Source organism: Sphingomonas sp. MS122 (assembly GCF_049532975.1).
Classification (GTDB): domain Bacteria; phylum Pseudomonadota; class Alphaproteobacteria; order Sphingomonadales; family Sphingomonadaceae; genus Sphingomonas.
In genome coordinates, this window is record NZ_CP186695.1 from 3,700,557 (window position 1) to 3,725,531 (window position 24,975).

General features: G+C 68.4%; 23 protein-coding genes. 6 read left to right on the forward strand and 17 right to left on the reverse strand.

Annotated features, from left to right (window positions below):
• Positions 1 to 7: 7 nt before the first annotated feature.
• The 4 genes from ACO227_RS17715 to ACO227_RS17730 all read right to left on the reverse strand — a co-directional run bounded on the left by ACO227_RS17715 (position 8) and on the right by ACO227_RS17730 (position 2,925).
• Positions 8 to 280: a hypothetical protein gene (locus tag ACO227_RS17715; protein ID WP_423603643.1), complete on the reverse strand. Its 273-nt coding sequence runs from the start codon at positions 278 to 280 to the stop codon at positions 8 to 10.
• 2 nt (positions 281 to 282) lie between these two features.
• A complete protein-coding gene (locus ACO227_RS17720) occupies positions 283 to 1,719 on the reverse strand; it encodes a type II and III secretion system protein family protein (RefSeq protein WP_423603644.1) in 1,437 nt (478 codons plus the stop codon).
• Positions 1,720 to 1,765: 46 nt separating this feature from the next.
• Positions 1,766 to 2,635 carry a Flp pilus assembly protein CpaB gene (gene cpaB / locus ACO227_RS17725; RefSeq protein ID WP_423603646.1) on the reverse strand — a complete coding sequence of 290 codons (870 nt, stop codon included), beginning with the start codon at positions 2,633 to 2,635 and terminating at the stop codon, positions 1,766 to 1,768.
• Positions 2,636 to 2,736: 101 nt separating this feature from the next.
• Entirely contained in the window at positions 2,737 to 2,925 is a 189-nt protein-coding gene (locus ACO227_RS17730) for a Flp family type IVb pilin (protein WP_423603648.1), read from the reverse strand.
• 456 nt (positions 2,926 to 3,381) lie between these two features.
• On the opposite strand from ACO227_RS17730, the gene ACO227_RS17735 reads away from it, so the two are divergent.
• Entirely contained in the window at positions 3,382 to 4,878 is a 1,497-nt protein-coding gene (locus ACO227_RS17735) for a hypothetical protein (protein ID WP_423603649.1), read from the forward strand.
• Here ACO227_RS17735 and ACO227_RS17740 read toward each other — a convergent pair.
• Complete coding sequence (locus ACO227_RS17740; protein WP_423603651.1) at positions 4,854 to 5,624, reverse strand: DUF2569 family protein; 771 nt, start codon at positions 5,622 to 5,624, stop codon at positions 4,854 to 4,856. The genes ACO227_RS17735 and ACO227_RS17740 overlap by 25 nt on opposite strands.
• Positions 5,625 to 5,770: 146 nt before the next feature.
• Here ACO227_RS17740 and ACO227_RS17745 point away from each other — a divergent pair, with 146 nt between their 5' ends.
• On the forward strand, positions 5,771 to 7,495 hold the full coding sequence (locus ACO227_RS17745; protein ID WP_423603652.1) for a sensor histidine kinase: 1,725 nt from the start codon (positions 5,771 to 5,773) through the stop codon (positions 7,493 to 7,495).
• Between the two features lie 201 nt (positions 7,496 to 7,696).
• Complete coding sequence (locus ACO227_RS17750) at positions 7,697 to 8,134, forward strand: hypothetical protein (protein ID WP_423603653.1); 438 nt, start codon at positions 7,697 to 7,699, stop codon at positions 8,132 to 8,134.
• An 8-nt stretch (positions 8,135 to 8,142) separates the two neighbouring features.
• On the opposite strand, the gene ACO227_RS17755 is transcribed toward ACO227_RS17750, so the two are convergent.
• From ACO227_RS17755 to ACO227_RS17810, 12 genes are all read right to left on the reverse strand, one after another.
• Entirely contained in the window at positions 8,143 to 9,204 is a 1,062-nt protein-coding gene (locus tag ACO227_RS17755) for a hypothetical protein (protein WP_423603655.1), read from the reverse strand.
• Positions 9,205 to 9,206: 2 nt separating this feature from the next.
• Positions 9,207 to 11,747, reverse strand: a complete 2,541-nt coding sequence (locus tag ACO227_RS17760) for a fimbrial biogenesis outer membrane usher protein (protein ID WP_423603656.1) — start codon at positions 11,745 to 11,747, stop codon at positions 9,207 to 9,209.
• Positions 11,719 to 12,468 (reverse strand): fimbrial biogenesis chaperone, encoded by a 750-nt coding sequence (locus ACO227_RS17765; protein ID WP_423603658.1) that lies wholly within the window; start codon positions 12,466 to 12,468, stop codon positions 11,719 to 11,721. Before ACO227_RS17765 ends, ACO227_RS17760 begins: the two co-directional genes overlap by 29 nt.
• A gap of 33 nt (positions 12,469 to 12,501) precedes the next feature.
• The gene (locus ACO227_RS17770; protein ID WP_423603660.1) at positions 12,502 to 13,077 is read right to left on the reverse strand and encodes a hypothetical protein; all 576 of its coding nucleotides are present in this window, start codon (positions 13,075 to 13,077) and stop codon (positions 12,502 to 12,504) included.
• Positions 13,077 to 13,667, reverse strand: a complete 591-nt coding sequence (locus ACO227_RS17775; protein ID WP_423603662.1) for a hypothetical protein — start codon at positions 13,665 to 13,667, stop codon at positions 13,077 to 13,079. The genes ACO227_RS17770 and ACO227_RS17775 overlap by 1 nt, the downstream gene beginning before the upstream one ends.
• Before the next feature lies 1 nt (position 13,668).
• Entirely contained in the window at positions 13,669 to 14,226 is a 558-nt protein-coding gene (locus ACO227_RS17780) for a hypothetical protein (RefSeq protein WP_423603664.1), read from the reverse strand.
• 1 nt (position 14,227) lies between these two features.
• On the reverse strand, positions 14,228 to 14,809 hold the full coding sequence (locus tag ACO227_RS17785; protein WP_423603665.1) for a hypothetical protein: 582 nt from the start codon (positions 14,807 to 14,809) through the stop codon (positions 14,228 to 14,230).
• Positions 14,810 to 14,834: 25 nt separating this feature from the next.
• Positions 14,835 to 15,374, reverse strand: coding sequence for a hypothetical protein (locus tag ACO227_RS17790; protein WP_423603667.1), 540 nt, complete (start codon positions 15,372 to 15,374; stop codon positions 14,835 to 14,837).
• Between the two features lie 29 nt (positions 15,375 to 15,403).
• The gene (locus tag ACO227_RS17795) at positions 15,404 to 15,976 is read right to left on the reverse strand and encodes a hypothetical protein (protein WP_423603668.1); all 573 of its coding nucleotides are present in this window, start codon (positions 15,974 to 15,976) and stop codon (positions 15,404 to 15,406) included.
• 116 nt (positions 15,977 to 16,092) lie between these two features.
• Positions 16,093 to 16,701, reverse strand: a complete 609-nt coding sequence (locus tag ACO227_RS17800) for a hypothetical protein (protein WP_423603669.1) — start codon at positions 16,699 to 16,701, stop codon at positions 16,093 to 16,095.
• Positions 16,702 to 16,943: 242 nt separating this feature from the next.
• On the reverse strand, positions 16,944 to 17,600 hold the full coding sequence (locus ACO227_RS17805; protein WP_423603671.1) for a response regulator: 657 nt from the start codon (positions 17,598 to 17,600) through the stop codon (positions 16,944 to 16,946).
• Positions 17,587 to 19,248 (reverse strand): sensor histidine kinase, encoded by a 1,662-nt coding sequence (locus ACO227_RS17810; protein WP_423603672.1) that lies wholly within the window; start codon positions 19,246 to 19,248, stop codon positions 17,587 to 17,589. The genes ACO227_RS17805 and ACO227_RS17810 overlap by 14 nt, the downstream gene beginning before the upstream one ends.
• A 684-nt stretch (positions 19,249 to 19,932) precedes the next feature.
• Here ACO227_RS17810 and ACO227_RS17815 point away from each other — a divergent pair.
• Genes ACO227_RS17815 through ACO227_RS17825 form a run of 3 tightly spaced genes read left to right on the forward strand, consistent with a single transcriptional unit; the run spans position 19,933 to position 24,954 of the window.
• The gene (locus tag ACO227_RS17815; protein WP_423603674.1) at positions 19,933 to 22,371 is read left to right on the forward strand and encodes a hypothetical protein; all 2,439 of its coding nucleotides are present in this window, start codon (positions 19,933 to 19,935) and stop codon (positions 22,369 to 22,371) included.
• A 1-nt stretch (position 22,372) separates the two neighbouring features.
• Positions 22,373 to 24,121 (forward strand): hypothetical protein, encoded by a 1,749-nt coding sequence (locus ACO227_RS17820; protein WP_423603675.1) that lies wholly within the window; start codon positions 22,373 to 22,375, stop codon positions 24,119 to 24,121.
• A complete protein-coding gene (locus tag ACO227_RS17825) occupies positions 24,118 to 24,954 on the forward strand; it encodes a hypothetical protein (protein WP_423603677.1) in 837 nt (278 codons plus the stop codon). Before ACO227_RS17820 ends, ACO227_RS17825 begins: the two co-directional genes overlap by 4 nt.
• Positions 24,955 to 24,975: the final 21 nt, after the last annotated feature.

Here is a 24,975-nt window from a genome sequence, read left to right on the forward strand (position 1 = left end):
CTCCCCGCTATTTCGGCGGGCCGCCCGAGGCGCTCGCGGAGCCGGTGGTGGTGACCGTGGCGGGCGGCTTGACCTCGCCCTTGCGATAGCGTTCCGCGGCGGCAGCAGCGCGCTCGCCGGAGGCCGCGATCGGCACATCGTCCGCGACAGGGCCGGGATTGATGACGTGCAGTGCCTGGTTTGCGCGCACCGACTCCCCGAAGCCGGTGTCGATCGGCGTGCAGCCGGCCAGCGCCAGCGCGGCCATGAGGGCGCAGGAACGGATCAGCTTGGCGGCCATCGTCACTTCCTCATCTCGTAGCCGGAGGGATCGTCCTCGGGCAGCGCGCGCGCCGGCGGCTTCGCCTTCTTCGCCTCGGGCGGCGCCTCGTACGGATTGAGCGGGTTGATCCCGACCGCTCGATCGGTGCGGCCGAACCCGAACAGGTCGCCCTCGCTCGGCGGCATCACCCGGTCGGTCGGCACGGCGAGCTTCTCGGCGCTCACCGGCTGCACCAGCCGCGGCGTGACGATGATGACCAGCTCGGTCTCCTGCTTCTGGAAGCCGGTCGAACGGAACAGCGCGCCCAGGATCGGGATCGAGCCAAGCACGGGGAACTGCCGCACCGTGTCCTGGAAATCGTTGCGCAGCAGTCCGGCGATCGCGAAGGACTGGCCATCGCGCAGCTCCAGCGTAGTCTTGGCCCGCCGCGTCTGCAGGCCCGGCACCGTCAATCCGTTGATCGTCACCGATGCCGATGGATCGATCGAGCTCACCTCGGGCGCGACCTCCAGGTTGATCACGCCGTCGTCGAGCACGGTCGGGGTGAAGGCGAGGCTGACGCCGAACGGCTTGAACTCGACGGTGATCGTCGAGCCGCCATTGCCTGCTCCGCCGCTCGAATTCTGCGCGACCGGCACGGGGAATTCGCCGCCCGCCAGGAAGGATGCGGACTCACCGGACAGCGCGATCAGCGTCGGTTCGGCGAGCGTGGTCACGACCCCCTTGCGCTCGAGCGCGTCGAGCGCCGTCACGATGTTGAGCGACCCGATGCTGTAGCGCGCGGCGCCGACACCGAAGGATTCGAGGATGCCGGGCAGGTTGACCACCGGGCGTCCGGCCTGATCGGTCAGGATCGCGGTCTGCGGCGCGGTGTTGCCGGTGCCGCCGCGAAAGCCGCCCGAGAAGAAGGCGTTGTTGAAGCCGAGTTGCTTGGCCGCGGTGCGGTTCATCTCCGAGAAGCGCACCTCGAGCATCACCTGCTGCGCCGCGCCGACGCTGAGCAGGTTGACGACCTTCTCGCCCGCGAAGGTCGCCGCGATCTGCTTGGCGCGATCGGCGGCGGGCCCCGAGGACACGGTCCCCGACAGCACCACCGAGTCGCCCGACGCGCGTACCGCGATATTCTCGGCCGGAAGCAGTTCGGCCAGCTGGCGGCGCAGCGACACGACGTCGGTGCCGACCGACACGTCCATCACTGCGATCAGCGTGTTGTTGCGGTCATAAATGGTCAGGCTGGTCGTGCCCTGCTTCTTGCCGAGCACATAGACCGAGCGGTTGGTGAGCGGGACGATGTCGGCGATCTCGGGATTGCCGATCAGCACCTTGGCGAACGGCCGGTCCGCCACCACCACCTGGCTCTTGTTGAGCGGCACGATGACTTCGCCCGCCGACGCCGCAGGTGCGGCCGCGACCAGTTGCGCGGCCGCCGGCGTCGCCATCACCATCGCCAGCGGCATTGCGCACAGTGCCGTGGCGAGCCCGCGGGCCAGGCCAGCCTTGCGATCAGAACCCCGCATAGCGCCCCACCTCATAGCTCTTGTCCTGAGTTCCGCGGATCACCTCGACCCGGTTGCCTGCCGGAGTCGCGGCAGGCCGCGGCTGCGGCGCGCGCGGCTGCCGCACGCGGTTCGGGGCCGGTTCCGGGCGAAAGGCCGCAGGCTGCGGCGAATTATATCCCCCGACGAACGCGCCATCGCGGAGATCCTCGACGCTCACCGTCTCGACCACCGGATTGACCTCGCCGGCCACGGTGCGCAGCACGAGGCTCAGCGTCCCGACCTGCTGGGCGAGCGCGAGTTTCTGCGAATCGAGCTGCGACACCTCGAGCGTCGCGGTCTTGCCGATCACCGGCTTGGCGGCATTGTCGTTGGCATCCTGGTCGATCGCGATCACGCGGACCTTCTGCAGCAGCACGTCGGTGATCTGCCCGCGATTGCCCGTCAGGTCGGTCGGCGAGCGCGTGACGAGCACGTCGACGACGTCGCCCGGGAGCACGAAGCCGGCCACCCCGGCGACGTCGTTCACGCGCACCGCCGCGGCGCGCATGCCGGGCTTGAGCACGGCGGAGATCGTCGCCCGCCCGCCTTCCCCGGCCAGCTTCGGACGAAGGATCGGTTCGTCGGCGAGAATGGGGCGCAGCGCCACCCGGGCCTTGCCCATGGGCAGCAGCTGCTCGAAGGAATGGAAAGCGCCGGCCGGAACCGAGTCCGCCGGCCAGTCGATCAGGCGGACCTTGTCCGCGGTGACCTGGGCGCCGAAATCGATCGGCACGCGCGCGACGACTACTTTACGGGTGCCCTGCGCTGTCTGGGTCTGTGCCTGCTCGACGCGGCCCAGATAAGTATTGGCAAGAAAAACGGCGGCCAATCCCACGACCACGGCAATCGCCAATATGATAATCGACTGACTACGCATACGCCCCCACCCGCGTTGTCACGAAAGGGGGACCTCCCGCAGGCGGCCCCCCGCAAGCGTCAGCAGACGCCCTTGTTGGCCTCGCCGTTCTTGATGCAGTTGGTGGCCGAGTTCATCGCGCCGCTGACCGCATCGCCGAGCTGCCAGGCGGCGAGCGCGATGCCAGTGCCGACGATTGCCAGAATCAGCGCATATTCCGCGGCGGAAGCGCCGCTCTCGTCGTTCCACAGAGCCTTGATCATGGTCATTTCACGTCTCCCAACGGGCAAGCCTGCCCGGTCTCCAAGCGTTCGGATTGCAACGGCCCCCGTTTGGAATCTCATCTTCGCCCCGCCCCCCGGCAGGTTTCGAAGCGCCATCACACCCCGCAAATCGATTACGCTGCCTGTTCGGGAGACAAGTCAATAATTAAAAATTTACCTTTTATATCAGCTATTTACAGGCATATCCCGTTAACCATTCTATTTTTAATCATTGTTTTTCAATGATTTACTATGCACCATACCTTTAGCGATTAACCGTAATCCGGCCGCCCCCATGCTAAGAAACATACATCTAATCAGTACCGGGACGTCCGGTTTATAACTAAAGATATACGTATTTACTCGATTTTTTGGTCATTCCACTTTCGAAATCGGACGGATAATTTCACCGCTACCCTAGTTGGTTTCTGATTCGAATCGGTCCGGGCAGGGGTGCGGGAGTTGGGCGATACAGACAAATCCACTTCGCGCGTCGCTCCCGGCGACCTGTTTCTCCTCATCGGTGCGCCCTTCATCGTCTTCGCGTTCGCGCTGGTCGTGAGCAACGCGCTGGCCGACGGCGACACCGGCTGGCACATCGGTGCGGGCGCCTGGATCGTCCAGCACGGCCAGGTTCCGCGCACCGACCCCTTCTCGTTCAGCGCCGCCGGGCGCGAATGGATGGCGCACGAATGGCTCTCCGAGATCGTGATGTTCGGCGCGTGGCAGGCGGCCGGTTGGCGCGGTATCATGCTGTTGTTCGGCACTGCCGCGGCGCTGCTCTACGCCATGCTGGCGGCGCATCTCCGCAAGTGGATGCCGCCGGCCGCCTCGGCGCTCTTCCTGGTCTACGCCACGATCGCGCTGGCCCCGGCCTATCTCGCTCGTCCGCTCATGCTCGCCCTGCCCATGCTCGCGGGCTGGATGCTGCTGATGATCCGCGCGCGCGAGCGCGACACGGCACCCTCGCCATGGCTGGGACTGCTGATGCTTGTCTGGGTCAATGCGCATGCCAGCTTCGTCATCGGCATCGCGATTGCGGGTGCCTTCGGCCTGGAGGCGTTGATCGAAGCCGATCGCGGCCGGCGGTGGCAGGTCGTCCGCGGCTGGGGCCTGTTCGGCGCGATCCTGCTGGTCGCCGGCCTGTGCAACCCGGCGGGCTATCACGCCTACGAATATCCTCTCTACGTCAGCCGGCTCGAGCTGCTGCAATATATCGGCGAGTGGCGCCCGGCCTCGTTCGACAAGGTCACCGGGTTCGAGGTGATCCTGCTCTCCGGGTTGTTCTTCCTGCTCTATCGCCCGGCGCGCGTGCCGCTGGTGCGTCTGCTGATGCTGCTCGGTTTCCTGCATTTGGCGCTCGAGCATATCCGGCAGCTCGCGGTGCTGATGGTGGTCGCGACGGTCGTACTCGCCGAGCCGATCGGCCGGGCCTGGAGCGACGGAGCGCCACGGCCCCGTCCGCCGCTGTTGCCCGCGATCCGGGCAGAACGTGTGGAGCTCAGGCCCCTGCTCGCGATCGCCGCGCTGCTGTTCGCGGGCGTCGCCACGGCTCGCCTGGCGCTGCCGTTCGATCGGCCCGACAGCCGCGGCGTGCCGCAATCCGCACTGCAGACGGTCCCGCCCGATCTACGCGGCCAACCGGTGTTCAACGAGTACAGCTTTGGCGGACTGCTCGTGCTGGAGAGGATCCGCCCGTTCATCGACGGGCGCTCGGACATGTATGGCGACGTCTTCACCAGCGATTATTTCGAGATGTCGCGCGGCGATATCGCACGCTGGCGCCGTGCCGATGCGCGGTGGAAGTTCGCCTGGACCATCCTGCCCCCGGACAACGCGCTTGTCGCGAAGCTCGATCGCGAGCCCGGCTGGCGCCGCGCCTATGCCGATCGCTGGGCGGTGATCCACGTCGCCGATGTGCAACGCGGTCAGCCTCAGGCCGGCACGCGGCAGCGATAGGTCAAGTTCACGCGTTTCGACAGGATCAGATAGGGCAGCCAGATCGCGATGCTGATCAGCACCTTCTTGAGATTTCCCTCCAGCAGGCCGCCGAGCGACGCGGCAACCATCGGGGGCAGATCGTCGACCGCGCCCAGGATGCGGGCGATGCCGATCTGAAGGAGGATGTCGATCACCCAGGCCGCGATCAGAAAGCGCGGGAAGCTGGGCACGTGACGCAGCGCCAGCACGGCGGCGAAGGCATACATGCTGGTCATCAGCACCACGTCGAGCAGCATCAATTGCCGCAGGATCAGGAGCCAGCCCGGCGCATCGGCAGGAAGCGCCGGCATCGCGGTGAGGAACTCGGCCGCGCGCAGCGGGATGTTGAGCAGGATGCCGACGACGAGCGAGGCCATCAGCCCGGTCGCCCCGAACAGCGGCAGCGCGCGCGCGACGACGGGGTCGACGATATGCCAGCGCCCCATGCGGCTGAGCCGCAGCGCCGGCTGTGGATGCAACATTCCCCTGCGGAACCAGCGCAGGCCAAGGAACATCGTCACGATCGGCGCCGCGGCGAGCAGTGAGTAGGACGCCAGGTTCGGGACGATCGCCGGCGCAGCGCTCCCGCCAAATGACATGCGCAGGCCGCCGGCAAGCGCTGCGGCCGCCACCCACAGCAGCGCAAGGACCGGAAGATCCACCTCGAGCCGGCAGATCAGCGCCACGCTCCGCGCGTTCAGGCGATGGCGCAATCCCTGCTTCATGCTCGATATCCTATCATGTCCACGCCTGTTTTGCGTACTGGTCTAGACGAGTGATCTTCCCGGGTGGTTAACTCGCCGGCAGGGCAAGCGCATTGGGGGGCGAATTCATGAGCGCGGACCAAGTTCCCGGCGAAGCGCAAACACCAATGAGAGCCCGGGCCCCTGCGGGCACGGGCGGCGTCGGCCAGGCGATGCTCCGCGTGTTCGACCGCGCGTTCGAAGGCGCCGATGGCGGCCGCGCGATCGTCGTTCTTGCCCGCCTCGCGCTCGTTCCCCTTGCCCTGCTTCTGCTGGGCCGTGTCGGCGACGTCCCTGGCGAATTGCGGCTCCTGACCCAGACATTGCTGCTCGCCTATGGTGCGATCGCGGTCGCATTGCTGCTTGCGCACCAGTTTCTGTGGCTGATCGACCATCGCCTGCGGGCCTTCGCCGGCGCGCTCGACCTTGCAATGTGCGGCGCGATGCTGGTGCTGTGCGCTTCGTCGCCGGCGCTGTACCTCCCCTTCGTCTGGTTCGCGCTGGCATCGGCGCCGTCGCGCCAGGCGCTGCTGCGCCGGCTTCTCCTGCTCGATCTGCTGGTTCTCCTCGCGGGCCCGGGTGCGATGCTCGCCGGGCTGTGGGCAATGGCGGACGGCGCGGTGTGGCTGCAGTTCGGGCTGGTCAATCTCGCCGCGATCATGCTGCTCGGACGCTGGTCTGCGATTGCGCGGCAGGCCGACGACGAACCGTCCGAGCATGAAGCCTGGTCCGAGGTCGGCGACGATCCGCGCCTTCTCTCGCTCGACGTGCTGGCGGCCGAGCTGACGCGCCACGTGCATGCGCCCCAGGTGCTGTTCGTCTGGCGCACCTCGGACCATGGCCGCATCCATGCGGTCCGGGTCGAAGGTGACCGCCTCTTCCGGGTCGACCTTACCGCCGAACAGGCCGCGAAGTTCCTGCCCGCCAACTGGGACGAGCAGGCGTTCCTGTTCGATCCGTCGACGCGGGCTACCTTGCTGCGCGACTGGCGCGGCGTGGTCCGGCGCGCGTCGGGAGAGGCGCCCGGCCTGCCGCCCGACTTGCCGCTCGCCGCCCAGCCGATGTGCGGCGTACCGATCCAAGCCGGCGAGATGCAGGGGCACGCCATCCTGCTCGGGATCGGGCGGCCATCGGGCACCTTGCTCGAGACCGCGGCGCGGGCCGGCGAGGCCATGAACACCGCACTCGCCCGGCAGCAGGCGCTGGCGCGCTGGTTCGAGCGCGCGCAGACCTCGGCGCGCACCGCGATGAGCCGGGACCTGCACGACGGGATCACCCAGACGCTTGCCGGACTGCGGCTCAAGCTTTCGGCGTTGCGCAATCGCCTGGACGGCGATCGCGAGGAGCTCGACGAGGAACTCGCGGAGATCGTGTCGATCATCGCCGCCGAGCAGGTCAATCTGCGCGCGCTGATGGTCGAGCGCCGGGAGGGTGCGAACGACAGCGTCGACTTGGTCGCACTCATCATCCGGCGGCTCGAACTGCTCGCGCGCCATTGGCAGATCGATTGCCGGATGGCGCCGCAGGGCGAGCTCGCCATCGCGGTGTCCGTCAATCTCTCAATGGAGCTCGAGCTGCTCATCCGCGAGGCGATCTCGAACGCGGTCCGCTATGCCGGCGCCCGGCAGTTCGTCGTCAGCATGGCGATGCGCGACGACCAGCTCTTCCTCAGCATCAAGACCGATGGGCGCCCGCCCGATCCGTCCAGCGATGCCGATGGCGAGGAACGTATCGCCTCGCGCTCGCTCGAGCGGCGCATCGTGATGCTCGGGGGAACCGCCTATGAGGAGGCGATCAGCGCCGGCGCGCTGCTCGCGATCCGGATCCCGGTCGAGCGCGCGGCCGGCCGCTGAGCGCGGATGACCGATCTATCCGCCAGTCGTCGCGATCCCGCGCGAAGGTACAAATATTCGCAATTGTCGCTAAAGCATTGTCAGCCCTGGGTTGTCGAATCCACCCGCCTCGCAAGTGTTAAAACCGCCTTTACCAGCCGGAGAAACCAATACTGAAAGTGTCTCGCCTAGTGTCGGCTCGCAATCAACTCGGAGTCGAACATGGTTCGAGCGATCAAGACCGGCGCGCTTGCCGCCGCCGCGCTTAGCAGTTTCGTCGCGGTCAACGCGTCGGCGATCAACCCTGCGCTCGACGTCGCGTCGGGGCGCTACACCCTCGGCATCACCGGCTTCGTCCCGGTGATCTGCCGCGCGAGCGTCGACGCCACCTCGGTGCCGGTCGCCGCCGGCGAGGTGTCGCTCGGCACGCTCAGCGAATTCTGCAACAGCCCCAATGGCTACGAGATCTATGCGGATCATTCCGATGCGCTCGCCAAGGGAAGCCTGATAATCGGCGGCCAGAAGGTCCAGCTTTCGCAGCAGGGTTCCACGCGCATCCGCAAGACGAACCGCGCGGGCATCGCCAACAATGGCGTGACGCTGGAGGTTCCGAAGGGCGTGACCTCGGCGCAGATCTCGTTCCGCATCGTCCCGCTCTGACCTGACGGTCAGAGCGCGGCGCAGTTCTGCTGAATCCCCGCCGGGGTGCTCGACACCAGCGGCGTGACGGTGACCACCAGGACTTCGCCATATTGCGGCGACACGGCCTTGCCCTGCCCGCCCTCGAGCAGCGTCGCGGTGATCGGCAGATGGCCGGAAGCCGCGTCGGTGCCGCCGCGTTGGCAGGTCACGGTGGTGAAGGTCGGGCTCGCCGTCGAGCGGGTCTGGCCGAGGAACCGCAAGCTGTAGCGCAGCGTCTGGTTCGCGTCGGCGACATTGCCGCCCGGATAGGTCAGCCGGTAGCTGTTGGGCGAGCTGAGCGCGACCGAATAGGGTCCCGAGCTCGCCACGCGAACATAGTTGGTCGACGGCGTGGTGTAGGTCGCCGGCGCCGCCGTGACCTCAGCGGTGGTCTTGTCGCCGACCTCGCCGAAATCGAGCGCGGTTCCGACATAGCTCGCCTGAAGGCCGCTGAGCACGGTCACCGAGACGGTGATCGCGTTAGGGTAGACGCCGGTGTCGGTGAACGGACCGCCGCCGCCGGTTCCCTTGCAGCTGTAGACGATGTCGAAGGGCAGCGTGCCCCCCGCGATCAGGTTGAGGTTCGCCGGCAGCGTCAGCGCGAAGTTGAGCGTGAACGTGTCCGACGCAGCATTGTTGCCCGAAAAGGCCCAGCGGAACACGCCCGGCGCGGGCGTCTGGCTCTCGATGTTGAGCAGCGGCGGCGCCTGGTTCGTGCCGAAGAAAATGTTCTGGTTGTAGCCGGTCCCGCCCTGCCCGGTGCTGGGGGTCTGGATGGGCGTAAGCGTCGCGCCGTTCTGCGCCGAGGTGGCGCCCTTGGCATAGAACTCGATCTCCGACGATTTCTCGCCGCCCGCGCCGTTGACGCGCGAGAGCGTCACCCCGGTGATCGTCACGCCGAACGCGGCAGGGCTGAACGGATCATATTGCAGGTTGGCGACGCCGCCCGAGACGGTCACCAGGCCGCAGCGGCCCGCCGCCATCGCCCCGCTCCCGGCGAACATGCCCGCCAGCGCGCAGAGAATAAGCCCGATTTTACCGAAGCGCATGGTCACTGATCCTTCCCCGACTTGAGTTCCGGCAGGCGCACAAGGCCCTTGGTGTCGGCCGGGATGGTGATGATGTAGGTCGATTTCTTGGCGTCGAGCATCTCGATCCGCCAGCGCCCCGGTGCGAGGCCGGCGGCGGCGAAGCGGCCGTCGCGGGTCGTGAACACCGTCACCGGCGGCCGCTCGGGATGCGCGATTTCGGTCGCGCTGCCCGTGACCAGGCTTACCGGCTCGCCATCGACATCGACCATGCGGCCGATCGCGGTGACGAAATATTCCGATCCGACGACCAGCTTGTAGCCGCTGCGATAGGGCGGCAGCAGGCGGAACGAGCCTTGGCCGAGATCCGCGCCCGGCGGGGCGTTCGGCGCGTCGACCGTCACCGTCCGCTCGGCATAGGAGCTCAGGCTCGGATGCGTCCCGGCGTGCAGCATGCCGCTGTTGGCGGTGAAGCCGAACGGCGTCGGCTCGACCAGCACATCGGCACCCTTGAGCGTCGCGTGCGGCTTGACGATCGCGAAGCTGTCATAGATCGGCCGGCCGATCGAGAAGGCGCCGTCGGCGATCGCCAGCGAGGTGCCGAGGCGCATCGAGGTGCGCTGGCTGGTGCGGTTGCCGAACGTCCCCTCGAACGTGCCGAAATGGCTGAGCCCGAGTTCGGCGCGATTGGCGTAATAGTTGCCGTTGAAGTTGAAGCCGGAACCGCGATCGCTGCGCTCGATATCGGCGGTAATGTTGTAGGACCCGACCCCCTGGCCGTGCAGCGTCTGGAACGACGCGCGCATGCGGTTGTCGCGCGTGTCATAGTCGCCGCGGATGCTCGAGTAGCGGCCGAGCCGCACGACCAGCGAGGCGAGCGCGCCGAAGCGCGATCCCGCGCTGTCGCGCTCCCATCGCGCATCGACCGTCAGGCTGGCGGTGTCGGAGATGCGATAGCCGCTCGTCACGCGATAGCTGTGCAGGTCGGGCTGCGCGCCGCGGCCGATCGAGTAGCGCCCGTCGAACCCGGCATAGAGCCGGTCGTTGAAGGCGTGCGAATAGCCGCCGCCGAACTCGGCCGAGAACTGGTTGTCGGGCACGAAGACTCCGATCGGGCCGAACCGCCGGCTGCGCGTCTCGGCGAACAGCGTCAGCGAATCCGCTTGCCCGTTCCTGCGCTGGATCAGCCGCTGGAAGGTGAGCGTCGCGGCATGGCCGGTACCGTAGTTGCGGATATCCGACAGCGAGAAATTGCCCGCGAAGGAACCGAGCGGCGTCGCGATGACGAACTCGGCGCCGCCCATCCGCGAGCGCTTGTCCGCCTGGATGTTCGCGCCGAGCGTCAGGCGGTCGGTGATGCCGCGGCGATAGAAGCCGGTCACCGCCCAGTCGTCGCTGTAGCGCGGGCCGCGCGGACCGAGCGGGTTGAGCACGCCGGCGTAGAGCCCGAACTCGCTCAACCCCTTGGCGAGCTGCGACTGGTCGAGGAACAGATTGAAGCGCAGCAATTCCGTTCGCCCGGCGTCGTCCAGCACCGACAGCCGGATGTCGTTCGCGCCTTGTGTGAAGGGGAAGTCGCGAAGATCATAATTGCCGGGTGCGAGCTGGAGACGCCGGACGATCTGGCCGTTGACCTCGACCTCAACGGTCGAGGGACGGTCCAGACGGAAGCTCCGGTCGCCGCGCGGCCGGATGATCTGCTGTGGTTGCAGGACGCTGTACGAACGGAAGATCGAGACGCCGGCAATGTCGGGCGCCGACTGAAAGCCGCGGCTGATCGTACGCAAGTCGCCGGCGGTCCAGCGCACCAGGTTCGCCTCGTCGTCGAACACCAGCCGCGATCCGAGCCGCTGGAAGTCGGCGCCGATCGCGCCGGGCTGCCACACCGCCTCGCTCTCGGCGACGATCTTGCCGATGCGGGTCGCGCCGTCGAGCGAGAAGATCGGCGAAGTGAAGCCGACATCACCGCCGGCGTGCAGATAGTCGAGCGCACCGCGGATGTTGAGATAGGTGCTGAAGTCCGCGGGCGGCGCGAAGGTGCCGATGCGCTCGCGGTCGAGCGGGCTGACCGACACCATCTTGGTGCCGCGCCGCTCGGCGGCGATGACCAGGTTGAGCTCGAGCGTCTGCGGGTTGTAGCGCAACTGCACGCCCGAGGACTCAAAATCGGCGGGCGACAGCGAGGCGTTGGTCGACGACACCGCCTGCAGCGCCCGGAGCGTGTCGGGGTTGAGCACGTTGGCGAGCAGGTCGATCAACCGCTGCGCCGGCAGCTCGATGCTGTCGTCGGGCAGGATCGTCAGCTGGATGTCGCCGAGATAGACCCCGCCGTCCTTGACCGGCACGGTGAGCGTGATCGGGCGGCCGGTCGGGTTGAGCCGCATCTGCTGCCCGGCCACCACCGCCTGCGGCGCCTGGATCGTGATCCGCCGCTCTTGCACCTGCAGCGTCGTGCCCGCCTGCTCGCTCGCCGTGGCCGGGACCGCCAGCAGCGAAACCAGCAGCAGCGCGCAGCCGCCGAGCAGATAGGCGCGCTCAGGTATCGGGCGTAAAGCTTGCGTCAACTTTGCCCCCATCGACCGGCAGTTCAATCGGCAGCGTCATGCGGCGGACCTGGTTGGCCCCCACGAGACCGAAGCCGATCGTCTGCTGGACTTCCGGGCCGGAGAGGGTCTTGCGGAAGACCTCCTTGCCCGAAGCGTCCCTCTGAATGATCCGCAGGCGACCGCTCGACAGATAGCCGTGCGCCGCCGACGGATTGTCGAGCGTGAGCACCGGTACGGGCTTGCCCTGCGCATTCTTGCCGACCTCGGCCGAGCGGACCGCGAGCGCAGGCTTCGCACCGGCGGGCGTCACGCTCACCAGGACCTGGAAATTGTAGAGAATCTGGATCGCCGACTGCCCTTCGGGCAGCTTCACCGGCAGCTGCGCGACCGTGACGTAATAATGCTTGCTCGCCTTGAGGTCCGGGTCGCCGACATATTGGATACGGAAGGTCTGGGTCTGTCCCGGCTGGATCAGCGCCTGGGGCGGGAAAATCAGCAAGTCCTCGCTGTCCTTGCCCGTCGCCTTGACGCCATTCTCGTCAAATTCGAGTTCCTGGACGCGCAGCTCGACCGGCAGCGGGGTCGCGAAGGTGTTCTCGACGGTGATCACCTGGCTCATGCCCCGGCCGGACACGGACAGGTCGATCACGACGGGCTGGACGGTCATGCTCCACGCCGGCGAGGCGAAGACCGCCGCCACCGCCGCGAGCGCCGTGACAAGACCCCGAAGAAACTTCATACCCCATGACTCCCCCACAGCCGCCCCCCGGGGTCAGCTGGAAACATTCAGTTCGATCACCACCGTGTCGGAATAGCGCCCGGCGACCAGCGGACCGCCGCCGGCCGGAATCGACAGGCGCAGCAACAGGTCGCCAGCCATGCCGTCGGGCACGTCGAGCGTCGCCAGCGGCGCCGTCGCCGCATTCAGCGTCAGCGCGCGGCTTCCCCAGTTCGCGTCGAGCTGATAGCCGAGCAGTTCGCCGAACGCCCCGGCCGTCTGACGGTTGCGCGCATTGCCTCCCTCGCGCAGCAGCCCGCCGTTCGTGCTGGTCAGAGTCAGCCGGTGCGCCGCGTTGCACACCACCGGCAGCTCGATCACCATTTCCGCCGCACGCGGCTCCGCGGTCTGCGGATCGACCAGCTCGGCGATGCGGATCTCGCCGCTCGACGGACCGGCCGGGATGAAACTCGCATTGAGCGCGTTGCCGGCTCGCGCGGTGCGGATCAGGCAGGCGGGCGGCGTCCGCCCGGCGATCTCGATGCGGCCGCGTGCGGTATCGCCGGTTTGCGCTGCGGCCGGCGATGCCGCCATCAGCGCCAGTGTGCCGGTGAGGAGTCGAGCAAGCATCATTGCGGCTCCAGGACGATGCGCAGCGTGTCGCCATAATAGCCGGCGATGAGCGGTGCATTGGCGCGCACGTTCGACGCGCCCTGCTCGATCACGATGCGCAGTTGCAATGTGCCGGCGCTCGGTTCCTCGACGAGCAGCCGCCGTTCGTTGACCCGGCGCGAGAGCGCGTCGGCGTCGAGTGCGGCGTTGGTGCCCGCCCAGGACAGTTCCGCGCGATACGGCACCGCGTAGGTGAATCCCGAAGCCGGCACCGGCGCGATTTCCGTCGTCCGCCACAGGCCGTTGTTCTGCGATTCCACGCGCAGCCGATGCGGGAAGGTGCAGACGGCATCGAACTGCAGCGAGGCGCTCGCGGCATTCGTCGCGAGCGTCGTCGAATCCACCATCTGGTCGATCTGCAGCGTCTCGCCGCTCAGGCCGCGGAAATTGACTTGCGCGCCGGGCGCGAGACGCGGCGGCTGGAGCGCGCAGATCTGGGGTGCAAAGCCGATGACGGGCAGCTCGGTGGTGGCGGTGCGGGTCTGTGCGGCCACGGGCGAAGCGCCCGCCGCCAGCGCGATGGCAAGGATTGCCGCGACCCGCTCCATCTCAGTTCGCCACCGCGAGCGTGACGGTCACGACGCCGACATAGCTGGTGTCGGCAACCAGCCGCAGCGCGTTGCCCCCGCTCGTCCCGAAGGTACCGATGCCGACGGTGATGTCGCCCGAAAAGGCCGTCGCGCGGGTCTGCGTCGCCGCGGCGTTGGTGGCCGCGCCCGTCGCGAAGCTCGCCGGCGTCGTCGTCCATCCGCTCGCCGTCGCGGTGTAGTTCACCGACCGCGAGAAGCCCGCCGGCGGCGTCGCCGTGAAATTCTGCGCCGCGAGCGGTGTCGCTGCGACCGTGATCGTGCTCTGCGCGCTGCAGAAGGCCCCGGTCAGCGTCTTTGGCGGCGCCGCCAGGTCGGTGCGCAGCACGCCGGTCGAGGTGTCGACCAGCACGCCGAGATCGAAGGTCGAGCCAGCGCCTGCGATCGTTCCGCCTGAGCAAAGTGCAGGCACGTTGCCGGTCACGGTGAACGACTTGGTGTCGGTGGCGCTCTGCGCTGCGGCCGAACCGCCCGTCAGGGCGGCGATCGCACCGGCTGCGAGGATCAGGGAACGTGCCATGTCAGAGCCCTCCGCTCACGGCCGGCCCGAGCGTCACGACGACGAGGCCGTTATAGGTGCCCGCGGTCAGCAGCGCGTCGGACGGCGCGGTGAAGCCCGACAGCGTGACGTTGACGTCGGCGGTCTTGGGCGCCGGCTGCGTCGCGCCGGTGCTGGTTGCCGTCGGCGTCGCCCCGGACGCCGTGGCCGCCGAAGTCGCCGCGGTCGAGGTGATCGCCCAGTTGGACGCGGTCGCCGTGTAGTTCACCGCCTTGGCGAACCCGGGCTGGACCGCCGACGCGTCGGTCGAGACCAGCGCCGTGACGGTTACGGTGAGGGCGGATCCGGCGAAGTTGCAGAACGACCCCGGGAGTGTGACGCTCTGCTCGCCAAGCGCCGCGATCCGCCCCACCCGCGTGCCCGAGGTGGCGGCCATCTGGCCGAGATCCACCGTGGCGCGCGACGGCGTTCCAAGGATGCACAGCCGCGCGACGTTGCCGTTGACGACGACCTGGCCGGTCGAGGTGTCGCTGGCCGCCTGCGCGAAGGCGGTTCCGGGGAGCATGGCCGCGGCGGCGGCAATTCCCAACATGAGAGCTTTCATCGCTGTGCTCCTTGGATCGCCAGGGTCAGTTCGCCGCCGTCAAGGTGACGACAGTCTCACCCTGATAGGCGCCGGCCACGAGCAGGCCCGAGGTCGGCGTCGACGAATTGGACAGGGTCACGGTGACGTTGCCGGTGAACAGCCCGACGGTGCTCGAGCTGCCCGCCCCCGCCACGACCGAGCTGTCGCTCGCGTCGACCGCGTTGGCGGTCGCCGTCGCGGTGTAGTTGACGACCCGGTCGAAGCCCGCCGGCGGCGCGCTCGTCACCGTGGTGTTGACCACCGGCTTGGCCTCGACCGCCATCGACGAGGCGGTGCCGTTGCACCAGCCGGTGAGCGTGCGGCTCTGACCGTCGAGCTTGCTCGCGTCCAGCTTGCCCGCGCTCGCGCCGGTGCCGGTCAAGGCGAGCTCGCCCGCGTTGATCGTCGCGCTCGCCGTGGTGAACAGGCAGCGCGGCGCCACCGAACCGTCGATGGTGACGGTGCCGGTGGTGCTGGTCTGTGCCAGCGCCGGCGCCGCCATCGCGGCGGTCAGCATCGCCGAAGCCAGGATCAACTTACGCATGGTGTCTTGCCCCTTCCGGTTTCGCTGGCTCAGGCGCCGGGCTTGATCACGACGGTGATCTTGCCGGTGTAGACGGGGTCCGCCGCGAGCAGGTCGTTGATCGTGTTGGTGCGGAAGTTGGTCGCGGTGATCGCGATGTTGTCCGAACCATTGTTGGCCACGCGTCCGCCGATCACGGTATCCGCCCCCGCCGCCGCCGCGCTGTCGTTCGCGAACGGACCCGCCGGGCCGGTCGTCGTGGTGACGGCGACGTTCGCGGTGAAGTCGATGCTGTTGTCGTAACCTGCGACCGCGGTGGCGGTCTGCGCGGTGATCGCGTCGGCGTTGACGCTGATCGTCGGCGCCGCGGTCGTGCAGACGACGCGGGCGGTGACGGCGGCGGCGTTGAAGTCTGCTTCGAGGTTGGTGCGCATCTTGCCGTCGGTGCCGGCGAGCTCGCCGAGCGCCACCGTGCGGTCGAAGGTGCTGCCTGCGCCCGGAACGACGAGGCACTTCGGCGCCACCGATCCCGTGATGTTCACGGTACCGGTCGTATCCTGCGCCATCGCCGAGGTGGCGATCAGCGCAGTGCCCATTGCGAGCATGCTAAGAACCGTCTTCATTACCCAGTCTCCTGATCTAGCCGGCGATCGGCCGGTCTGGATTTCGTTTCGCGGCAACGCGCCGCAACGCTCGTCACGCGCGAGCGCGGGCCGGCGGGCGGAAGATGCTCCGCCCGTCATGGCGCCACGCTCACAGTCACTGTCAGAGTGTCCCCATAGGTGCCCGAGACCAGCGCATCGGCGCCGGAATAGACGGGCGCGCTGACGCGCAGGAACGACCCGTTCTGCAGGATGGAATTCGAGTTGAGCCGCAGGCCGGCGGTGGTCGTCGCCGGCCCGCGGAACTCGCACGGCGCCCCCGCCGTCGCAGTCAGGTTGGCCACTGCGCAGGTGGCCGACGCGGTCGCGCTCGAGCCGACCAGGTTGAGCATCACGTCATAGGGCGCGAGCGTCGCATAGCCGGCGGGCGCGGTGCCGCCCGTCTTCAGTCCGCCATTGGTCGACACCACCGCCACGCGCGACGGGCCGGTACACTCGAGTTGGAAGGTGAAGTCGTGGCTGAATCCGGTCTCGTCGAAGTTCGGCTGGTCGAAGGTGCCGTTCGGTGTTTGCGCGGCGGCGAACCCGCATCGTCCCCCCACCGCCGCGCGCACCTGAATCGAGAGCACCGCGGAGCCGCCGGCATTTGGACCGTCGGCATAATAGGTCTGGGCAGCAGCGGGTATACCGCAGAGCGTAAGCCCCGCTGCTGCCACCGCCCCCAACGTCCAGACCGAAATCCGCAACCTCGCCTCCCCAGGCTCTCGAGCCGAGTTCGACACGATTGCGATCGTGCGAGAACTCGAAAGTGCGAAATGCACTACGACTCGATGTTTACGGATTTTTAAGGATGTCGCCCCGCCTGATCCATTCAACGTTATGGAAAAACTGCGATGGCCTTAAGTATTATATAGATGAAACTTTAGTTATATATTTGCCTGTCTTGCGATGGTAGCGCGACAAAAATAAGTCATCAGCCAGCGTGCGATTAGATCTCATCGATCACTTTGGGCAGCTCGCTTTCCTTCTGCATCAGCATCGCGAGCTCGACTCGATTCGCCACGTCGAGCTTGGCGAAGATCCGGTGCAGCGTCAGCTTGACCGTGCCCTCGGTCACGCCCAGCTCGATCCCGATGTCCCGGTTGCGCAGCCCGCGCGTGATGAGCTGTGCGATCGAGCGCTCGCGCAGCGTCAGCTGGCTCAGCTTCGTCTCGGACTTGCTGCCCTGCATCGCGAGCGACAGGGCCCGCTGCATGATCGACCGCTCGATCCATTGGCCCCCCGCCGCGATCTCGCGCAGGCAGGCGATGAGCAGCGTTTCGGCGCCTTCCTTGGGCAGGATGCCTTGTACCTTGAGGTCCAGCGCCTCGATCAGGTCCGCGTCGGTGATGTGCGCGGTCAGCAGCACGATCCCGCGCTTGTCGTGCCGTGCGCGCAAGGTGCGGACGACGTCCATGCCGGTACGGACCGGCATCGCGATGTCGAGGATCAACATATCGGGGCGGACGACGGGGATCATGTCCAGCGTCTGCGCGCCGTCGCGCGCGGTGCCCACGACCTCGAATTCCGAGTCGCGAAGCACTGCCTCAATGCCCGAGAGCATGAGCGGATGGTCGTCCGCGACAAGGATCCTAGGCTTGGTCACTCTGCCCCTCGAACGGAATGTTCACGACAATGCGAGTCCTGCCACTCGAATGCAAAGTCAAGGTTCCGCCGAGCGCCAGGACCCGGCGATTGAGCGACCAGGGTGCGGCCGAGGCGCCCGGGACCTCGGGAAAACCGCGGCCATTGTCCTCGATCGTCAGCTCGATCTCGCCCGCCTCGACGGTCAGCCGGAATGCCAGTTCGCTCGCCTCGCCGTGACGGGCGGCGTTCGACGCCGCCTCGCTGACGACCATGGCGAGCTCCTGCCCCAGCCATGCTGGCGCGGGAACCGGCTCGGGGGGGCCGATCGTCCGGCAGGCGATCCCCCAGGTACGGCTCGACATCTCCGAGGCCGCCTCCACCTCCGCCAGCAAGTCGCACGGCGCGGTCGAATCGTCAGGCGCTCGCAAGCGGCCGATATAGTCGCGCACGCGCGTCTGCGCGCTGCGCACGTCCTCGCTCAGCCGATCGATCTCGGACCCCGCCTCCCGGCCGGCGGTAATCCACGACTTCAGCGCCTGGAGCCTGAACACCGTGCCCGCGAGATCCTGCACGACGGTGTCGTGGACGTCCTGCGCGGCGCGAAGCCGCGCCTCCATCAACGCCTCGCGCCTGACGGAGCGGAACCGCAGGTCGTCGAGGAACGCCGCCGAGACCTGGCTCGCGATCCATGGCGCGAGGTCGAGCATGTCGGTGCTCATCCCGTTGCGCCGAGCGACGACGACGATCCCGCGCACGTCCTGCACGCTGATCGGCACCACTAGCGCCTGCCGGGCGTGCAGGCTCGCCAGCACTTCATAGGCGCCGACTCGTCGACTCAGCGCGCCCCGGCCGAACAGCCAGCCGCGATCGATCACCTTACGCGGCGGATCCAGCTGGAAGAGAAAGCGCCGCGTGATCGCCAGTAGCTGTTCGGGCGCGAAGCCGGCAGTCATCCCGTCCATCGCCGGATCGGTCGACCGGATCGTGACCGCGCTGCGGTCATGCACCGTCGCGAGCGTGACCGTTTCCGCGCCGGCAAGCCGGCGAAGCTCGAGCAACAGGGTCCGCGTCCGATCGCTGTCGTTCGGCGGGATGCGGGGACTGGAGAGCGCGATGACGCGGGGATGCTTTCCGATCCATGTCGCGACCAGGACCGTCACCGTGAAGCCGCCGGTGCGGGCCAGAAGCCGCCCATAATCGAGCGCGGCCAAGCCGCGCTGCTGCCAATCGATCCACCCGCCCGCAGCATAGACGGCGATGAAAGCCGTGGCGACGATCACCGCCTCGCGCCAGCCCCAGCGCAGCAATGCGCTCATGAAGAGCGGAACGCCGAACACGAAAAACGGGCCGAGCAGCGCGTCGGTCGCGTAGAGCGCGACGGAGACGGCGAGAAAATCGAGCAGCGTCTCGGCCGGCGCCAGAAGCGGATCCAGCCACCACAAGCGCCGGACCGCCAACGTACCGGCAATGGCCAGCGCGAAGTGGGCAAGCAGCAGCATCATGACCGGATCGGCCGCCCAGGCGTCGGGGCTCGACTGGCTGTACGTCGCGATCATCACGGCGCTGCAGGCGATGCGGGCAAGACGGATGACCTGGCCGGTCTGCCCCACCGCGTCGGATCCGGCGCGTCGTTCCGTCAATTCGGCCCCTGTCGCGTGCTGCTGCACCTGTTTCCCGCTGAATGCCCGTGCGGCCGGAGGCGAGCAACCTATCCGCGCCACGCCTGCGTGTCGATCAGCCACGGAGTCGCCGAGCGTTCGGGGTCCGCCGATCGCCCCGCCGAGCTGGCGCTCCGCGCGAAAGCCCACGCCCCCGAGCGGAACGGCTCGGCGAACTGAGAACCGCGCCAAACGAGTCGTCGCGCGGCGGAGGCAGATCGCCGCTGCCACCTGATTCGCCCCTCGCGACATCAAATTTTTTTCGGCGAATTTTTCATTATGCTTACGTAATGGAAGATAACTTTATGAAATAGCGGAAGTAAAAATAGTAAAATTTCTATTAAGTTACACAACTATGAATCGCCTGCAGCGTATTGCAAAACACCAGCATGCCTATAGTCTAGGAAATCATACTTGGGCTTATCTAAACAGATTGGGGCAGAGTAGATGGCGGACAGGGCCGCACTCTCTCGAATAGGCGCGTTTCGTCGTCTCGGCGCCGCATCGCGTGCCGATGTATTGTCGCAGCCGGCAACCGGCGGCGTCATAGACGCCACGCCGATCACCGTTGCTCCGACCCGAGCAGTTGCAGAAGCCGTTGCGATCCGCCCCGCGATCTCGCGGGACGCCCGTATCTTTGTACGGCCGCGCCTGGATGAGGCGCGGATCATAAACCCCGCACTCTTCGAAAAGTTGCGTCCCATTCGCATTCGGCCGCTGCCTGCCGGCAAGCCAGGCTGCCCGGCAGGCGACGAACATGACCAGGGGCCGAGCGCCGACTACACACTGCCGGTCAACCGCACCGGGGCGCAGGGCCAGGCGAACTGGCGCTGGTGCCGCAAATGCCAGGGGCTGGCGTTCGGCGGCCATGCCGGCGGCGTCTGCGTCAAGGGCGGGACGCATGATTTCAGCCAGAGCGCGGACTATGTGCTGCTGCATGGCGTGACCCCGGCGGGGCATCAGCCCGGCTGGCGCTGGTGTCGCAAGTGCGACGGGCTCGCTTATGGCGGCGCGACGGGCGCCTGCCCGGCCGGCGGCCCGCACGATTACACCGGCAGCTGGGACTATTCGCTCGCGATGAACCAGCCCGAGGCGGAGGGGCAGCCCAATTGGCGCTGGTGCGCGAAATGCCAGTCGCTGGCTTATGCCGGCGGGCCGGTCGGCGCCACGCGCGAGGAGCTCGGCCTGCCGGTTGCCGCTACCGATCCGGTCGAGGACAATGGCGTGTTCGAAGCCGCGGCCGGCCCCGAGCGCTATCATCTCGGCCGCTATCGCCTGGCGCGCCGCGTGGTGTCGGGGTCGGAGCAGTACCGCATCCGCATGGCCGCGGGCGAGGACGGCGTGTGGACGCTGGAAGTCACGCTCGACCGCGTCCGTCCCGACGGCATCCCCGACGGCACGCTCGACCTCGATCACGAGCTGTTGCTCCAGCTGGTCTACCGGCTGACCACTTCCGACGGCACCGCCATTCCCAAGACGCTCGACTTCACCGAGGTCGGCGAGACCGAGGACGGGTCCGCGGTAGTCGCGCGGCTGCGCTTCGCCAGCCCCGCCGAGCGCGACCAGGCATTGGCCGCGATCACCACCAGTGGCGCCGGCTGCGGCCTCATCGCCACCCGCTCGATCCGCGTCGCCGCGCCGATCGCGGGGTCGCCCGGACGCTTCCGGCCGGTGACGCGCGGGCTGCGCCAGGCGGTCGAGCCCGACCCTCTGTTCCTCAACGCCGCGCTCCACCCCTATCTGCACGACGGCGCGCGGCCCGCGGGGGATGGCGGCGGTCACGGACTGGAGACCAAGCAGCTCAAGCACGAAAGCCGCTTCCACAGCTACTGGGTCGACGCGACCGACCCCGCCCACGTCTATTACCTACCCGACGCGTTCCGCCTCGCGCGGCGCGAGAAGCCGGGGCCGTTCACCCCGCTGATGACGGTGCGCCCGGTCCAGGGGGCAACGTCCGACGCCGAGCCGCTGATGGCGTTCGAGTTCGTCGCCACGCCGTGGGTTGACGCGAACCGTCTCGAAGCCGCGCGACGCGAGTTCGCCAAGGCGTTGCCCAAGCCGCCTCGCCCGGAGGGAACCCCGGCGCCGGCCGGCGGGCTAGGTGGGCTGCTCGGCAGCGTGCTCGGCGAAGTGATCAGCGGCGGCGACGTCGCCGGCGCGCTTAGCGGACTGCTCGGCGTCGGCGTCGATGACGAGCGCGCGGCGCTGATCCGGATGGAGCCGCTACCGGTGGAGAAGGCGAGCTTCTGGCTCGCGCTGCCCGGCGCCATCGGCGGCGGGCTGGTCGAGCGCCCGGCCGCGCAGATCGACGTGCGCACCGCCGTGATCGTCTCCGAGACCTTGTCGATGGCCGACTTTCAGGCGGTCTACGATGCGCTGATCGGCGGGGCGGTCGCGATCATGAAGGGCGAGGTCCGCGTCGAGCTGCGCCCCGGCGCGTTCGAGCGGATGCCCTTCGACGGCCGCTTCGACCGGATGAATGGCGAGCTGATGGACGCGGTGATCACGCCGGGCGCCCAGTCCGGCCAGTTCACGATCGCTCTCACCAATGCGATCGAAAGCCCGGTGGAGGTGACCGCGATCAAGGCGTCGCTGCTCGCGCGCGGGGTCGAGGCGGACGCCATTGCGAGCTTCGCCACGACGCTGCCGCAGCGGCTGGCGCCCGGCGAGACGCTGACCCTGACGGTCGCGCCCAAGAAGCCGCTGCCGACTCCTTTGCCGGAGGGGATGACGATAGACCCGCTGCTCGACTTCACCGGCGTCAAGGTGATGCCCGACAGCGAGGCGATCTGGACGGCGATCCTCGACGCCGACACCGCGGTCGAGGCGCAGCGCACGATCCGCGTCAAACTCTTCCCCGGCATGTTCGACGCGCCCTCCGGCGACGCGGCGGATCGCGCGCTCGCGGTGATCGTCCAGTTCGAAGGCGGACCCAGCGTCGAGCTGACCCCCGACAAGCCCGACGGCGAGGCGAAGCTTTCGTCGCCGGTCGGCGACATCATCCTCAAGCGCGCAGCCGCGGGTGGCTATCGCTACAAGACCCAGATCATCCGCCGCAGCAGCAGGCCGATCGACGCCGAATGGCGCAGCGACAGCGCCGACCTGCTCATTCCCCTGCTGCCGGAGGGTTGAGGTGCGCGGGCTTCCCGATTGGGGAAGACCCGTCGACCGCGAAGGCGCCCGGCTGTTCGCGGCGCACGAGCTGGACCATGTGCTGATCGCGCTCCCCGACTCGCTGCACATCGCCAGAGAGAGCGACGGGCGCCCGAGCTTCCGCCTGACCGCGATCCGCCCGCTGGTCCCGCTGCCCGGACGCAAGGGCCATGGCCGGCTCGACCTGGAATTGCGGCTCGACAGCGCCGCCGCGACCGCAGACGGCACGGTCCGCGCCGCCCCGCCATTGCGCGGCTGGCTGCGGCTCAGCTCGGAAATGCTCGACCTGCCCGAAAGCCTCGACGCGCCCGTCGAGCTCGACTGTTCGGGCCTCGGCTTTGCGCGGCTGACCTTGCCACTGGCGGCCGAAGGGGTCGCGATGATCGAAGCGGCGCTGAACGACGGCGCAACACCGGTTCTCGCGCATGTCGAGCTCGAGGTGGCCGGCGTGGCGCCGCGGCTGCCGGCACGCGCGGTGGTCGACCTCGCCCGCCTGCGCGCCGCGTTGCAGGACGGTGCGAAGACGCCGGCCCGCCTCGCCGAGTCCTTGACCATCGACCCCGGCGCTCTCGGCATCGCCATCGAAGGCGCCCTCGACGATCTTCCCGTGCAGACCTTGGCGGCCGCCGTCGCCGATCATATTCGGGCGCGCTTGTGCGCAGGACCGCTGATGCCTGCGGGCGAGGCCGGACTAACGCTGGTGCTGGCCGAGACTGGGATCGCCAGCGGCACCGCGACGCTCGATTTGTCGCTGCCGCTCGCCGCCACGCGCGTCGTCGCGGTGGCGCTGGATCCCTTCGCCTCGGCGCGCGCGCTGTCCGAGACGGCCGGCGGGATCGCGAGCCTGGTCACGCGTGGCCAGAGCGGGATGCTGCCGACCGGACGCCATGAGGTGATCGTCGATGCGAGCGTGCCGCGCCCCTGTGTCGGCCCGCTGGCGCTGGGCGCGACGCTGACCTTCCCGCCGCGCCCTCCGGCGCGCGCGCATGCGGTGGTCGAGGATTTCGAGTTGCCGCCGTCCGGCGCGGGCGTGACCCGGCAAGTCCGGCTTGCGCCCGGCGAGCCCCTGGCGTGGACGCTTGCCGGTTTTGCCTTCTGGCAGACCGCCGACGGACGCGGCGTCGAGCGCCTCGACGGGCCCGTCGTCGTGGGTGGCGGCGCGCGCGCGCTGCTTCGGCCGGACGCGTTTCCGCTTACCTTCGTCGACGTCGATACCGGCCCTGCCCTGCTCGCCATCGCCAGCGTCCAAGTCGCCTTCTCGGGCGTGAGGCAAGACGGCACCCCCGCACGGACTGGCACGACGCTGACCGCGGACGCGCCGCGCGCAGCGCTGGCGCTGCCCGCCGATGTCGATGCACCGGTACTTTCCGGCACGCTCGCCGCACACGACGGCGACCGCCGGATCGAATTGCCGCCCCGCCCGGCGGCCGACTGGCGGATCGAACTCGCCGACATCCCGGGCTATGGCCCGCGGGCGGTCGAGCTCGCGGTGACCCTGCCCGCCGGCGTGCCGCTGGCGGCGATCGAGGTGCTCGCCGAGGACGCCGCGGCGGACGCCGAGCCCGAAACCTATGCCTTCACGCCCGCGACGCTGACGCGAACTCATCGCTGGCTGTGCCGCGACCCGTTCCGCCCCGGCCTGCGCTGGCGGTGGCGGGGACGGAGCGAGTTTTCCGCGCCGGTCACGGCGGCGCGGGTGGACCTTGTGGCGGAGGCGCTGCCAGCATGACCGACCCGATCCCCGGCAAGCGCTTCGGCGCGCTCTATGCATGGCCCGACGGCGACGCCTGGTCCTATCTGCCTGCCGGCCCGTCGCCGCAGCGCGGCCCCGACGGGCGCGCGCAGCTGACCGCGGTGGAAGCGGCCGACATGCTGATGCTCACGCTCGGCACCGCGCTGACCGTCAGCGAGGCGGACCTGGCGGAGGCGCAGGCGGCGATCGCGATCGCGGCCGGCGCCGGCCCGGAGGCCGAACCGGTCCGGCTGCGCGCGGCGAACGCGACGCCCCGCGGCGCCACGCTGACCCTGACGATCGAGGGCGAGGCCCCGGTCGAGGTGGCGCGGGCCAACCCCTCGCCGCTGGCGCCCTATAGCGCGGCATTCTCGGCCATGCTGCGCGGCGATCGGGCCAAGCAGGCCAATGCCGCGCTGAAGGACGGCAGCGGCAAGCTCGAGGTCGCCTATGATCTCGAGCTGGCGGCGACCCGCTCGGTCACCGCGCGCGTCACCGGCGATCCTGACGGCATCGACGATGTCGAGGCGGCGATCGCGGCCGGCGACCTGACGCTGATGTTCGAAGCCGATCCCGGCGTGTCCGACGCGCTCAAGGCCGATGCGCGCAAGCGCGTGGTCGACGAAGTCGCCCGCCTGCTGCGCGATCTGCCTGAACCCGCGGTCACGCAGGCCAATCCGTTCGGCGACTGCGCAGACGCGAAGAACCCCGACAATGAGCCCGGCGCCACGACCGAAACAAGAACCGCAGCCATCGACGCGCACGCCACCCGGACCGAGCCCGCGCCGCTCGAGATCCGGCTGGGCGCCAACGTCGCCGACTGGCTCTGAACCGATTGAACAGGAGGAAAC